This is a genomic window from Wolbachia endosymbiont (group B) of Ischnura elegans (genome assembly GCF_947251585.1).
GTDB lineage: Bacteria > Pseudomonadota > Alphaproteobacteria > Rickettsiales > Anaplasmataceae > Wolbachia.
Map to the genome: position 1 here is coordinate 900,193 of NZ_OX366371.1, position 13,346 is coordinate 913,538.

A 13,346-nucleotide genomic window follows, 5' to 3' on the forward strand; every position below is an offset into this window, starting at 1 on the left:
CAATGAACTTACGCAGCTAATTTAAATTTAGCCATACCAATATCAGTAAATTTGTTCAGTAAGTAGCACTTAATTAACAGCTCTTTTTCACGATTTACCTCTGATTTATTTTTCAAGCCAAACCCAAATATTTGCTTCAACCTATAGAAAAAGACTTCAATATAAGACCGTGCTCCATACTTAACTTTTTTCTTCCATTCATTAATACCATCTTCATAATTCTCATATGACCTAATTCTACTAATATACTTGTTTCTTTCTGATAAGTAGTCAGCTAAACAAATTTTAGTATCCTTCCTAGGGCGAATAATAGGCACAATATTGTATTTTCTGCATTCTTTATACACACTTTTTATATCATAAGCCGCATCTGCTCGAATAGAACAAATGTTATATTTATCACTGACTTCTTCTAACATATCGCAGACCGGCAAATAGTCTACAGCAACACCACTAGTGTAGTTCATGCTTATTGCTTTCTTATCATTTATGTTTAAAATAACATGTAATTTTCTTACTTGACCATAACCACTGTATTTTCTTTTTCGAATATTAAGCTTACTATGCCCACCGTTATTATTGTAGATACTAACTCTAGTGCTATCTACGGCAATTTCAACATTTTCCAGATCATCTTTATTGCTTCTATGGTCATCAATCTTCAAATTAAGCTTTTTAAATCTTCTGGAAGCTTGTGTATAGCTGATAATCTTAAGTTTTTTGCCTATTTGTACCATATAACCTTTTACAAAACCTACAGCTTGTCTCAAGCCAATTCTAAAAAGATGAACTATTATGTGTATTAAAATTACAACTTTATCACTATAAGTGTTATTGCCACCTGCAACTTTTGGACTATTTTCATACCAATTTTCTATGGCTTGATTAACAAAATGAAAAACATTTCCTCTTTTTTTTAGAAACTCATTATATTCTCTTTGGTTACTTACTCTCATTTTTTGTGGCATAAGTTATACTTGTTTGAAAAATGCCTATTTTACAACAAAATGCGTTAGTAACCATAAGCTTTTCTCCTTACAATAACCTCAACCAACACTAGCTATGCAACAAAGCCAATCGGTGTCAAAAACTGCTCAAACCATTTATTAAAGATATCCATATTACAGTGGCCTTCAAATGTTAACGGAACAACTATTTTTCTGCCGTTTAAGGCTGCAATCATACTGATTCGTTGAATTTTTTTACCAGATTTTAGAGCATAAAACCTCTGTCCCTTCTGGCAATATCCATAACTCGGTGTTATCAATGCCAGACTCATCTATATAAACTAAGTTTTGAGGTTCTTTTGTTGCTATAATTTTCAAAAATTCAGCGCGTTTTTCTTCGTTTCTTTCTTTGTATCTATATGTCTTTTTTTGCGTGTGAGTCCAATTTTTTTAAGAGCTCGATGGATCGTTGGGATACTAACATTGCTCCAAAGCTTAGCCATTTCCGATACCACCATATTTTTTAGCAAATTCAGTAAATTTATTCCAGTCAGTAATTTTGTGATTATAACCTCCATTTCCAAGTTTTTTTGACTGAAAATCTCCTGTTTCTTTTCTTCTTTGCTGCCACTCCCATAACGTAGTTCTTCCAATTTTAAATCTTGCTGCCACCGTTTCCCTGCTTTCTCCTTCTTCTAGTGCTTCCATTGCTTTTTTTATAACTATATGCTGCTGGCATCCTTACCTTCACTACTATAAAACCTTATTTTACCTCGTTTGGACTATTATGAAAAGAGCTATACTTTTAGAGTTTATTTCTTGCTCGTTTACAATATAATGAGTTCTTATAAAATCTATGCATGTTTGATACCCTGACCGAGCATTTCTTCCTTCGTCGCCATCTTTAGGAGCTTCTAATAGACAAAGCAAATTATTGAGTGGAAGTTCTAAAATAATATTCTCATCAATATCACTGCTTTCATAAGCTGAATTAAGACTTGCTCTAGGTTCTGGAAGATTTTGCAGTTCTGATGCTAGAGTTTTTGATGAGTATTTTTCTTGTGTAATCCCTGTCACTACTAGTACCTTAGTGTTATTACAGTATACTGTTAAAAAAAAGATTTTTGCAACTTAGCACTAATTTTTCTCAATCTAAAATATTTTTCAAAACAAACCTCTCTCTACTGTCAAATTAAATTCTTTTATTGACTTGTTTACTCTATCTAAATTGTTGAAAAATACCCTATATTGTAGAGAAATAGAGAGTATTCTTAATAGATTATGTAAAATATAGAGTTTTTATGGGTAAATATTGACAGTGAGATACCGTGTTTATTTGATTAGTTTTTAGTGTATTTTTGTATTTTAAATTTTGGCTAAAAACTCTCCATTTAATGGGCGATGACAGGTTCGAACTGCCGACGTAACCGTTCACGCAATGGCGTCAACTTAAGAGCCTTCATTAGCAGACTCTCCTAAAGACATGATGGCGTTTAGGCTTATCAACTTTGTCCATTCACGGTATAAGAAAGTAGTTTACAAAAATTGCATAATTAGTATAAAAAACAATAAACTAGATAGATGAGGGGTTGATGATAGAGGTGCTACAAGAAAAGATTGTGGTATTGGAGTCAGAAGTTGGTACTCTGAAAGCAGAGAATGATAAGTTAAGGACAAAAATAATTGAGCTAGAGGATAAGCTGGGTTTAAATTCAAAAAATTCATCGCTGCCACCATCGCAAGATGTATATCGCAAAAAGACAAAAAAGAAGAGCGATAAAAAACCAGGCGGGCAGCCAGGACATGAAGCGCACAAGCGGGAATTGATGGTAGCAGATGAGGTGGTAAAATGTTCAATTGATACAATTTGCATGTGTGGAAGCCAAGTTATTTTAGAAGAAGAAACTGTGCATCAAAAGGTTGAATTGCCAAAAATTAAACCGATAGTGACTGAATATAGGCTACAAAAAGGCTACTGTAAGGCGTGTAAGAAAAGGATCTCAGCTAGTCTGCCTGAAGGTGTGACAAGGGATCTTTTAGGAGCTAATGCAAAAGCAGTAATTAGCAGTTTTAGTGGATTTTTTATCAATTCAAAAAGGGAAGTACAGCAAATTTTGAGCAGCATATTTAATCTGAATATAAGCCTAGGTTTGGTATCAAAGACCGAGGGTAGAGTATCAGAAAAATGTATATCTGAATACGAAAAAATAAGAGAAGAGCTACGGAAAAGCAAGTATTTACATATAGATGAAACAAGCCATAGGAACCAGGGAAAGAAAGGTTGGAGTTGGGTAGTAACGAATAAAACAGCAACACTTATGAAGTTAGTTGGATCTCGCGGAAAGAAGATATTAAAAGGGCTATTGCCAGAGTATGATGGAATAGTTATAAGCGATAGGTATGCTGCGTATAATTACTTTAATCGTGAAAACAGACAGATATGCTGGGCCCATTTAGCAAGGGACTTTGAAAGGTTTTTTTACAGTAAAAATGTTGAAGTGAGCAGAATTGGCGCAGCATTAAAATCGCTGAGCAACAGGGTATTTGTGGTAGATAGAGCACGTAAACAAAACCTGATAGACAATTTAAGATTTTTCCGGTTAATGAGGAAGATTCGAAAAAGGGTGAAACATTTTTTGCGAGAGATAACAAGGGTTGCAAAAGGAACTCAGGCCTCGAGAATGGCTGCCAATATACTACGTTCTGAAGATATGATGTGGAGATTCGTGCGCAATCCTGATCTGATCGAGACAACCAATAACCTTGCAGAACGTCAGGCTAGACGGTACGTCATTTATCGTAAAAATAGTTTTTTCACTTGGTCAGAACGTGGAGAAAAGTTCATTGAAAGAATGCTTTCGATATTTTTGACTGCACGTTTGAATGATCAGAATCCTGTCCAGAAACTACAGAATTTAGTCGCTATTCCTGCCTAATTGGGAATATTCCGTGAACGGTTACGCAGACTTAGACCTTGAAGCAGACATCGCAGCTGTAAAAAGCTTTTCACGAACGTTGCTTCTGCCACCACTTATTCTGCGATAACCAATAGTTTTACCACTTTCTTTCGGATGAGGTGCAACTCCAGCAAGACTTGCAATTTCTCCCCTACTTACATAACCAAGTTCTGGCATTAGACACAGAAAATCTTGAGATAATTTTGCACCTATTCCTGGAACTGTTTTAAGGATTTTTTGGCGCTTTTGTAACTCTGGATTCTCATCAATAATTTTTTGTATGGTATTGTTGAGCTCATCTATCTGGCTATTAAAGAATTCAATAGTTTTCTGACAGCTTTCTTTTATATGGTCGTTTTCAGGTGCTGCAAGCCTAGATTTCTCTTGAGCTCTCATTTTTGTAATGTCATCACGACGTTGACAAAGTGCAACTAAGGTTGTTTGTTCTTTTGACATAGGTGCAAATAGAGATAGAGTACTATAGCGTTCAAACCCATACTGAGCAAGGGCTCTTGCATCTGATTGATCAGACTTTGCTAAAGTTCCATGAGATAGAACAAAGCTTTTTACTTTGCGAGTATTAGCTCGATGTACAGCAATATCTTTATCAACAAGAAAATGTGCTAAGCCAAGCTCATATTTTCCAGTGTTTTCCAGAGTTACTAAAGAATTAGGTAAGATATTTGAAAAATCTTGAAACAATTGTTGCCAGCCAGCAGTATCATTGTCGAATTCGACAGCGTTCTTCTGTTTGTGAACTGCAACAACATTTTTAAATTTTCCGATATCAATGCCAATAAAATTTTGATAAGATGTAATCATAATAACCTCGATTAGTTTTAATTAATTTAAGATTGTAAACGGGTGCATACATATGTCCCATGCAACTATTCAAACGTATCGAGAGATGGGCTAGTGTACCTTGATCCGAACGGTTATAATACCAACAGTTGGTCGGTCGCACACGCCCGTGATAACTCTATTCCTATAGTGAGTAGGGTTATCTTCCCTCTTATCTCCTTTATATCATATTTTTAACTTACAACAGTTGGAATTTAGGAGAAATAAACGCATGTTTTCCAGTTGGTAGTGTAGAGGAAAGAGGGAATAAATTTGTATTGGGAAACGATAAACTTTCAGGGCAACGTTGGAATTTAAAACACAAACCAATTTTAGAAAGGTTTAGCGTTACTCACAACTATAAAGTAGAAAATTATACAGATCAGAAGGTCAGAAAATATGTTTTAGCAGAACACAACGTTTACTATAAAAATGACTCAGATTCAGAGCAAAAAGACTCAATACACGAATTAGAAAATTACATTTTAGTGTTTTACCCAGGAGTACTTAGGTGGCACGAACATCGACATTTGCACAGAAGTTGGAAAAGTAGTCAAGTAATATCTCTAATAAGCTAAGCATTTATATTTAGATCCTCATATATTATATTAATAATAGGTAAAAGTGTATGAAATAAAAAGAAAAAGACTTGCTTTCTTATGCTAAAATAGACATGACTTGAATAGCAGCAGGTAAATATAAGAAATTTATCTGACGCTAGAAAAGCTAATTTTGTGAGGTATGAAATGGTGCGCCAAGAAGTGCTTGGAGAACAGTTGGTGAAAATCCAACATAAACAAAGTCTAGCCAACAGTTTAGAACAGACCACTATGTTGCATGAGGTAACGAGTGTAATAGAGCTAGTGGAATGGACAATGCAGGGTACAACGAAAGTGAAGGGATTGAGTCCCGAAATACCTGAAGACATAGAGGTCGACATTTTCATTTCGGTGGAAGACAGCATGAGGGATAATGCAAAGGCGAGTTATCACTCACTCTATCGGGATCTGAGACCGTGCCATGTATTGAAATGGACTTCAAGTGAACTTGGGAGATCCTATGCATTCCTATAAAGGTACGCTGGAACAAGTCAACAAAGGCAAGAACTAGCGGAAGATGCAGAGGAAGTCGGACTGATTGATAGTACTCGGAGTGTGGGAAAGCCACGTACAAGGGGAAGCGATCAGCAATATAGTAACTGGTATAGGGATTGCTATGCCAATACAACGGAGGTTGGAATAACATGCAAGATAAACTAAACCAGATAGCAGTAAGAGCAAAGCAAGATAAGCGACTGAAATTCACATCGCTAATACATCTAATAAATGTAGGAAACCTTGCAGAGTGTTATAAAGAGCTAAAGCGTAACAAGGCTTGTGGAATAGACTGGGTAACAGTGGAAGCTTACGGAGAAAATCTAAAAGAGCGACTGGAAGGACTAGTGGATAGTATGAAGGGAAAGCAATATCAACCACAACCGGTGAGGAGGGTGTATATACCAAAAGCCGGAAGTAAAGAGAAACGCGGACTCGGAATACCATCAACTGAGGATAAGTTGGTACAGATTATGCTGAAGAAGATATTAGAAAATATTTACGAGGCAAACTTTCTGGACAGCTCATATGGATTTCGACCTGGAAGAAACTGTCATCAAACGGTAAATGCACTAGATAAAGCAGTTAGGTACAAACCAATAAACTACATTGTAGAAGTGGATATCAAGAAGTTCTACGATAATATACAGCATAAATGGCTAATGAGATGTCTAAGGGAACGAATAACTGACCCAAATTTACTGTGGTTAATAAAGCGTTTTCTTAAGGCAGGGATAGTTGAAGCTGGATATTATGAAGCAACAAAACAAGGTACACCCCAAGGTGGTATAGTAAGTCCTGTATTAGCAAATATATACTTACATTATGTGTTGGATTTATGGCTTGAAAAGAAATTTAAACCAAGATCCAGAGGATATATACAACTAATAAGGTTTTGCGACGATTTTGTGGTTTGTTGCGAAAGTAAGGTAGACGCGGAAGAATTTCTGGAATTACTGAAACAAAGGTTAAATAAATTCGGGTTGGAAGTATCTGAAAACAAGACCAGAGTAGTAAAGTTTGGCAAGAGGGAGTGGCAACAAGCGATAAGAGAGAAACGAAGGACGGAAAGTTTCAATTTTCTGGGGTTTACGCACTATGGTGCAAAAAGTCGTCTTGGTAGATTAATGATGGGACATAAAACCTCAAAGTTAAATCTAGCCAGAAAACTAAAAGAAATCAAAGAGTGGTTGGAAAAAGTCCGCGGAAGTATTCGACTTAAAGATTGGTGGCAAGTACTGAAGGCTAAATTAACAGGACACTATAACTACTTTGGTATTAGCGGAAATTATTGGTGTTTAAAACAATTTTATACATCAGTAAGAAAGCTAGCATTTAAATGGATAAATCGGCGTAGTCAGAAAAAGAGTATGACCTGGGAACAGTTTGTACACTACGTAGAAGTAAATCCATTACCAAAGCCAAAAATACATTTTTCTTTATATGCATAAGAGGGACGACTGTGAAAACTAATATTGATGAGCCGTGTGCGGGAAATCTGCAAGCACGGTTCTTTAGGGGGAGTTGTAGTAATAAAACTCAAACGAGAGGAGTAAAGCTACAGCTTCTACCAAACAGTTTTAGCAAGAGTAAGTTTTTTAAAGAAGTATCAAGTAACGATATTAATAAAAGAAATGAAGAAGGAGAGACGATATTGCACCAAGCAGTAGAAATCTCCGATTACACAACAGTGAGGTTATTAATAAAAAAAGGGGCAGAGGTTAATGCAAGAGATAAAAATGGTTATACACCTCTGCACTGTGCAGTATTCGCAAAAAGTTTAGAAAATGTAAAAGTGCTGCTAAGAGAAGGAGCAGAAGTAAATGCCACTCAATATGTCACTGGATGTACGCCACTCCACTCTGCGTGCAAAGGAGCAGGAGTTGAAATAATAAAAGAGCTGGTAAAGGCTGGAGCTGAAGTTAATCAACTGAATAAGTACGGCGCAACGCCAATGTATTACATCTGGGAAAGTGAAAAGTATCGTCTATGTGATAGCAAAGAGAGTGAAAAGGCGAGTAAATTTTTGAGAGAAAAAGGAGGAATAACAAAAAGTAGAGAACTGACGTGCTATGGAATAGAGGGGCTAGTGGGAGAAATAGCAGACATGTTGAATGGGAGTTATTTGCCGGAGCTAAAAATAATAGAGATAGGAGAAATAAGGAAGAGAGACAAATCGCTAATAAAGAAAGAATGTCAAAATTTAGCAAGCAAGATAATCAGCCAAGTGAATGCAATGATAGATGAGGTGGTAAAAAGGAAGGCTTAGGTTTAAAGAAAAGGTGGGGTAAGTTATGGTAAAGCTGGGTAAAAAAGATAAGTCACTATTAGAGAACTCGTTTAAAAATATTTATGAAAGAGACGAAAAAGGAAGAACAGCTCTACATTATGCAGTAGAGGTAAAAACAGTGAGGTTATTAATCGAAAAAGGAGTAGATGTGAATGCAGCAGATGTAAGAGGACATACAGCACTGCATCTAGCGATAACGGAGAAACGTCTAGAAACAGTTAGAGAATTGATAAAATCAGGAGGGAATGTAAATGCTGAAGAGTATGGCAATAAATGCACTCCGCTGCATCTTGCATGTATGGTAGGAGAAAAAGAAATAGTGGAGGAGCTAGTAAAAGCAGGGGCTGAAATAGAGCAAGCAGATAAATTTGGAATAACAGCGATGGATTATGCGAAAAATAGCAAAGAAATAGCCGAGGTATTAAAGAAAGAAACAGAGAAAATGGAAAGTTTGTTAAAAAAATAAGAGTCGTATCAGAAAGCGCAACAGCAGTTGGTAAAGGAAGGGCTAGACCAAATTTGAAGGCTGTAGCTGATAAAAGTTGGTCTTTTTCATAAGAGTAAATGGATTGATGGAAAAAAGGAGTGGTAAGGCTCCTTGCACTACAAAAACATTTGCAGGAGAAACTATGAGAAAAAGAACATTAACTTGCCGATACGAGCCAGATGAATTAGCGGAACAACATCTAGCAGACGCCTATGAGCTGTTACTAAGGTATGCGGTAAAAAGAAACAATGAAAAGGAGATAAAGAAAAATGATAACAGTGGCCTTATATGCAAGAGTTTCATCGAAGAGTCAAGCGCAGAACAATACAATAGAGAGTCAAATTGCCGAGCTCAAGCATAGAATTGCTGCAGATAAGCATGAGTTATTGAATGAGTATGAATTTAAGGATGATGGGCTTAGTGGGTGGAGTTTAGAACGTGAAGGTTTAGATGCATTACGTGATAAAGTAGGAGAAGATCAAATTGATAAAATTTATATTCATTCACCTGACCGACTATCAAGAAAATCTGCACATCAAATGATATTACTTGATGAATTTGAAAAAGCAGGAGTAGAAGTAATATTCTTAAATCATAAGACTGAAAATAATCCAGAGTCTAAATTGTTATTGGGAATGCAAGGATTAGTGGCAGAATATGAGTGTACAAAGATTATGGAACGTAGTCGTAGGGGAAAACTCCATAGAGCAAAAAAAGGCTGTGTAAGTGTAATTGGCATTGCACCTTTTGGTTATAATCGTATAAAGCATGTAGATAGAGAAAAGACAAAGTTTGAAATAAATGAAGAGGAAGCAAAAATAGTAAAGCAGATATTCATGTGGGTAGGGCAAGAGAGAATAAGTATAAGGGAAGTGATACGTAGACTAAGAGATAAGTCAATTAGAACAAGAACTGGAAAGAAGGTGTGGTGTCCAATAATAATTTGGAAGGTGTTAAGAAATCCAGCATATAAAGGACAAGCAGCGTTTGGTAAATTAAAGAGGGTTGAAAAAAGAGAAAGAAATAAACAAAAGATTTCTATCTGTCGCACAGATGAGGACAGCTGGATTTATATACCAGTACCAAAAATAGTTGATGAAGGGTTATTTAATAAAGTACAAAAGCAACTGGATGAAAATAGAAAAAGAGCAAGGATGCAGAGAGAGGGAGGAAAAAAGAAATATCTATTACAAGGTCTAGTTGTGTGTCAAAACTGTGGATATGCGTATAGTGGTGCACAATGTGGAGTTGAGGGAAAAAAGTTTAGCTATTATCGCTGTAGTAGTACTATACGTATTACTGATGGTAGGGAGAAGTGTACTAATAAATTGGTCCGTACAGATATGTTAGAAACAGCTATATGGGAAAAGGTGAAAAATTTACTAAAAAACCCAGAGATAATAAAAAATGAGTATCACCGTAGAATTGCAGAAAATAAAAATGATGAATCATCAGATAAGAAGTTTGCAAGAAGGGAAAATCAAATAAAACAAGGCATCGAAAAGTTAATGGAAGACTATTATAGTCAAGAAAATGTAGGAGATAAAGGATATATAAGTGAGGAAGAATTTAAACAGACGATGAAAAGAATGAGGGAACGCTTAAGAGGGATAGAAGAAGAGAAGAAAAAGGTAGTTGATCAAAAAGCAATAGAGAAGGGAATGAACCTTATCATCAACAGTATAAAGAGTCTTTATACTAGTATAAAATCGAACTTGGAACAGCTAGATTGGCAAACTAAGCGTGGTATCATTAAAGCATTAGTAGAACGAATTCAGATTAGTCATGACCAGGTAGAGGTGGCATTTAGAATCGAAGAACCAGCCCAGGATGGAGAGATTTTTAATTTGCAACATTGTACTGGACGTCATGGCAAGGGAGTTGGGGGAATTTGTAAAGTAATCTTTTTCGTTTGTATTCCCTTATGCTTGAGATAACTGCATGCAGGTTCATGGATCTCTTTACTCTTTAATTTCGATGAATTCCCTTTGAAGTTGAATATTGAAAATTAACTGGAGAATTGTGAATTACTTTGTATATGTGATAACAAGCCATGGCGCTCTCAGCAAAGCCATTTAGTATCAATTTTAGTTTGCCTGGATAAGTAGCTATATCTCCGATTGCATATATTCTATCTCTACTGGTTCTAAGTGTAACTGGGTCGACAGTTATGCGGCCATGTTCTAACTCTATACCCCAACTGTTTATTGGTCCAAGATTCATTGACAATCCAAAAAATGGCAGCAAAAAATCAGCGGATATTTCTTTTTCTTCCTTAGAGGCAATGTTTTTTACTATCACTGCGCTCAATTGCCCATTACCTCCTGCTAGTTTGTGTAATTGATATGGCACTACCAGTTCTATCTTTCCATTATTTTCAAGTGATTCTAATTTATTTCTAGTTTCAGGAGTGCAGCGAAATTCCTTTCTTCTATGTATCACATAAATTTTCTTTGCAACTTTAGAAAGTTCTACAGTCCAATCAGCTGCAGAATCCCCCCCCCCTGCAATGACTATAGTTTTGTCCTGAAAATCAGAAATTTTATTTACATTATAAAATACAGATTTATTTTCATATTCTAATATACCACTTAAGGGTGGACGGTTAGGTTCAAACATTCCGTTACCTGCAGCAATGATAACGGCTTTGCATTTTACCTCTGTAACTATGTTCGTTATGATAGTAAAGTTTTCACCTTCGTTATTTGAAATCTTTTCCACTTTTTGACTTAAATGGTAAACAGGCTCAAACGGTGAAGCTTGCTCCATTAGTCGCTCAATTAATTTTTGGGCAGTAATTACAGGATAACCAGGTATATCATATATTGGCTTTTCTGAGTAAAGAGCTGTGCATTGTCCTCCTGCTTGATCCAAAACATCTATTACATGACATCTCATATCAAGCATTCCCGCTTGAAAAGCAGTGAATATTCCAACAGGCCCTGCACCTATTATTACGATATCGGTTTCCATATTCAGATGGTGATCTATTTATAGATATTAGCTTTCTTTGCTAACAAGGTCAATTTACAAAGGGATGTATTTTTAAAAGATGTGGCTAGATTAGATAAGATTTCCAGCGTTATGAACCACATAGTCCAAATAAGCTCTAAAAATCAGCTATCATAGCGAGATGCTGTGCGGACGGAATGGGATTCGAACCCATGGTACGCTCATCACGTACGTCAGTTTTCAAGACTGGTGCCTTAAACCGCTCGGCCATCCGTCCACCTCTTTTTTACCACAATATTTAATTTCAAGCAATCTATAAAAATCTTACTTGCCTACACAAAAGCTACTAAACACACTATCCAATATTTCCTCAACATTAATAATTCCAATTACTGCACCAAGTTCAAATGCAGCAAGCCTCAAGTCTTCAGATATCAACTCAATTGGATTATAGATATTAAAACGCTGTAAATGTTCCAGTGCTTTCTGCATGTGATTCCTATGTCTTTGCCGAGTAATCACAGGAGTGTCTCTATCATGCCCAAATTTTTCCTTTGCCTTCTCTTTTATGAGAGAGATCAATTTGTTTGTACCTATTCCCTTTAGAATAGAAATGGGTAAAAGATCTATGCCATTAATTTTTATATTGTGATTATTGATAACATCGTCAGCTTTGCTCAATACATAAATAGTATCGCTATTTACAACGTTGCAATTGATATTATGACGCTGTTCAAAAGGAAATAGTTCTATTCTTAAATCAGCTTCAAAAGACCTTTTTTTCGCTCGACTTATACCTTCTGATTCTATTGGATCTGAACTCTCATGAATTCCAGCAGTATCAGAGAGAATGATTGGGTATCCACCAATGTCAATATGAGCTTCAAGTATATCTCTTGTTGTGCCTGCATATTCAGAAACAATAGCAATATCACGCTTGGCTAAGAAATTAAACAGAGTTGATTTACCGACATTTGGTTCACCAATTATTACAATATGTAAACCCTCACGCAACCTTTCGCCCCGTCTATTATCATTTAAATGCTCTTGTATCAACTGCACGAGAGATTGCACTTCATTATTAATTTTTTCCAATTCACTTTTTTCTGCCCAAATGTTCTCTGGAAAGTCTATATATGCTTCGATTTTGGATTGTATCGTTATTAATCTTTGCCTCCAATTGCTGTATAGTCTCTCCAATTCTCCTGATATCTGCTTAATCGCTTGTTTAGCTTGCATTTTCGTCTCAGCATCAATTAAGTCTGCAATCCCTTCTATTTGCGTTAAGTCAAATTTACCATTTAGAAAAGCCCTAAGTGAGAATTCTCCAGGCCTGGCCATAACGAAAATTTTTGATAATTCCTCCAAGATGATTTTTATGACGGCCTTGCTTCCATGCACTTGTAACTCTATAACATCCTCGCCAGTGAAACTGTTTGGAGCAGGGAAATAGATGATTATTCCATTATCTATCAATTGACTGGAATCATCATATAGATCAACTAAAGTAGCAAATCTTGGTTTAATTTCTTTCTTAATATGAAAATGATTTAAAGCTTTAAGCGCGTAGTTGCCTGAAATTCTGACTACTGCAACTCCTGACTTACCAAATACGGTCGATAAAGCGAAAATAGTTTCATTTGTGTTTGTCATTATTGATATAAACTACTTAGCAATATTACACTTAAGAAACCAAAATACCTAAAAAGTCACCCAGGTGAAAATATTTATTTTGAAAACTGATAATATGATTTATAATGGCTGACACAAGTTTTAAAT

At 35.8% G+C, this 13,346-nt stretch carries 10 protein-coding genes, 1 tRNA gene and 3 pseudogenes; 7 read left to right on the plus strand and 7 right to left on the minus strand.

Annotated features, from left to right (window positions below; genetic code table 11):
* Positions 1–8: 8 nt before the first annotated feature.
* The 3 genes and pseudogenes from OPR58_RS04570 to OPR58_RS04580 form a co-directional block, all read right to left on the minus strand.
* The gene (locus tag OPR58_RS04570) at positions 9–968 is read right to left on the minus strand and encodes an IS5 family transposase (RefSeq protein ID WP_265022212.1); all 960 of its coding nucleotides are present in this window, start codon (positions 966–968) and stop codon (positions 9–11) included.
* A 107-nt stretch (positions 969–1,075) separates the two neighbouring features.
* A pseudogene (locus OPR58_RS04575) lies at positions 1,076–1,686 on the minus strand (transposase); the annotation flags it as partial.
* 29 nt (positions 1,687–1,715) lie between these two features.
* Positions 1,716–2,024, minus strand: coding sequence for a hypothetical protein (locus tag OPR58_RS04580; protein ID WP_264704516.1), 309 nt, complete (start codon positions 2,022–2,024; stop codon positions 1,716–1,718).
* A 515-nt stretch (positions 2,025–2,539) separates the two neighbouring features.
* On the opposite strand from OPR58_RS04580, the gene tnpC reads away from it, so the two are divergent.
* Positions 2,540–3,883 carry an IS66 family transposase gene (tnpC, locus tag OPR58_RS04585; protein WP_265022247.1) on the plus strand — a complete coding sequence of 448 codons (1,344 nt, stop codon included), beginning with the start codon at positions 2,540–2,542 and terminating at the stop codon, positions 3,881–3,883.
* A gap of 27 nt (positions 3,884–3,910) precedes the next feature.
* On the opposite strand, the pseudogene OPR58_RS04590 reads toward tnpC, so the two are convergent.
* Positions 3,911–4,726: pseudogene (locus OPR58_RS04590) on the minus strand (IS110 family RNA-guided transposase); the annotation flags it as partial.
* Between the two features lie 221 nt (positions 4,727–4,947).
* Here OPR58_RS04590 and OPR58_RS04595 point away from each other — a divergent pair.
* The 6 genes and pseudogenes from OPR58_RS04595 to OPR58_RS04620 all read left to right on the plus strand — a co-directional run.
* Positions 4,948–5,322, plus strand: a pseudogene (locus tag OPR58_RS04595) (phage tail protein); the annotation flags it as partial.
* A 665-nt stretch (positions 5,323–5,987) separates the two neighbouring features.
* Positions 5,988–7,289, plus strand: a complete 1,302-nt coding sequence (gene ltrA, locus OPR58_RS04600) for a group II intron reverse transcriptase/maturase (RefSeq protein WP_265022346.1) — start codon at positions 5,988–5,990, stop codon at positions 7,287–7,289.
* A 170-nt stretch (positions 7,290–7,459) separates the two neighbouring features.
* Complete coding sequence (locus tag OPR58_RS04605; RefSeq protein ID WP_265023158.1) at positions 7,460–8,107, plus strand: ankyrin repeat domain-containing protein; 648 nt, start codon at positions 7,460–7,462, stop codon at positions 8,105–8,107.
* 25 nt (positions 8,108–8,132) lie between these two features.
* A complete protein-coding gene (locus OPR58_RS04610; RefSeq protein WP_236514967.1) occupies positions 8,133–8,594 on the plus strand; it encodes an ankyrin repeat domain-containing protein in 462 nt (153 codons plus the stop codon).
* A gap of 106 nt (positions 8,595–8,700) precedes the next feature.
* A complete protein-coding gene (locus tag OPR58_RS04615) occupies positions 8,701–8,976 on the plus strand; it encodes a hypothetical protein (protein ID WP_017532679.1) in 276 nt (91 codons plus the stop codon).
* Positions 8,885–10,552, plus strand: a complete 1,668-nt coding sequence (locus OPR58_RS04620) for a recombinase family protein (RefSeq protein ID WP_265023088.1) — start codon at positions 8,885–8,887, stop codon at positions 10,550–10,552. The genes OPR58_RS04615 and OPR58_RS04620 overlap by 92 nt, the downstream gene beginning before the upstream one ends.
* Positions 10,553–10,583: 31 nt before the next feature.
* On the opposite strand, the gene OPR58_RS04625 is transcribed toward OPR58_RS04620, so the two are convergent.
* The 3 genes from OPR58_RS04625 to mnmE all read right to left on the minus strand — a co-directional run bounded on the left by OPR58_RS04625 (position 10,584) and on the right by mnmE (position 13,220).
* Complete coding sequence (locus tag OPR58_RS04625) at positions 10,584–11,588, minus strand: NAD(P)/FAD-dependent oxidoreductase (protein ID WP_265023089.1); 1,005 nt, start codon at positions 11,586–11,588, stop codon at positions 10,584–10,586.
* Between the two features lie 168 nt (positions 11,589–11,756).
* Positions 11,757–11,844, minus strand: a tRNA-Ser gene (locus tag OPR58_RS04630).
* Between the two features lie 47 nt (positions 11,845–11,891).
* Positions 11,892–13,220 (minus strand): tRNA uridine-5-carboxymethylaminomethyl(34) synthesis GTPase MnmE, encoded by a 1,329-nt coding sequence (gene mnmE / locus OPR58_RS04635; protein ID WP_265023090.1) that lies wholly within the window; start codon positions 13,218–13,220, stop codon positions 11,892–11,894.
* Positions 13,221–13,346: the final 126 nt, after the last annotated feature.

What these genes read in the sequence shown, in the direction of transcription:
- OPR58_RS04570 (WP_265022212.1), bottom strand. Translation starts at nt 968, where the DNA reads ATGCCACAAAAAATGAGAGTAAGTAACCAAAGAGAATATAATGAGTTT.
- tnpC (WP_265022247.1), top strand. Translation starts at nt 2,540, where the DNA reads ATGATAGAGGTGCTACAAGAAAAGATTGTGGTATTGGAGTCAGAAGTT.
- ltrA (WP_265022346.1), top strand. Translation starts at nt 5,988, where the DNA reads ATGCAAGATAAACTAAACCAGATAGCAGTAAGAGCAAAGCAAGATAAG.
- OPR58_RS04610 (WP_236514967.1), top strand. Translation starts at nt 8,133, where the DNA reads ATGGTAAAGCTGGGTAAAAAAGATAAGTCACTATTAGAGAACTCGTTT.
- OPR58_RS04615 (WP_017532679.1), top strand. Translation starts at nt 8,701, where the DNA reads ATGGAAAAAAGGAGTGGTAAGGCTCCTTGCACTACAAAAACATTTGCA.
- OPR58_RS04620 (WP_265023088.1), top strand. Translation starts at nt 8,885, where the DNA reads ATGATAACAGTGGCCTTATATGCAAGAGTTTCATCGAAGAGTCAAGCG.
- OPR58_RS04625 (WP_265023089.1), bottom strand. Translation starts at nt 11,588, where the DNA reads ATGGAAACCGATATCGTAATAATAGGTGCAGGGCCTGTTGGAATATTC.
- mnmE (WP_265023090.1), bottom strand. Translation starts at nt 13,220, where the DNA reads ATGACAAACACAAATGAAACTATTTTCGCTTTATCGACCGTATTTGGT.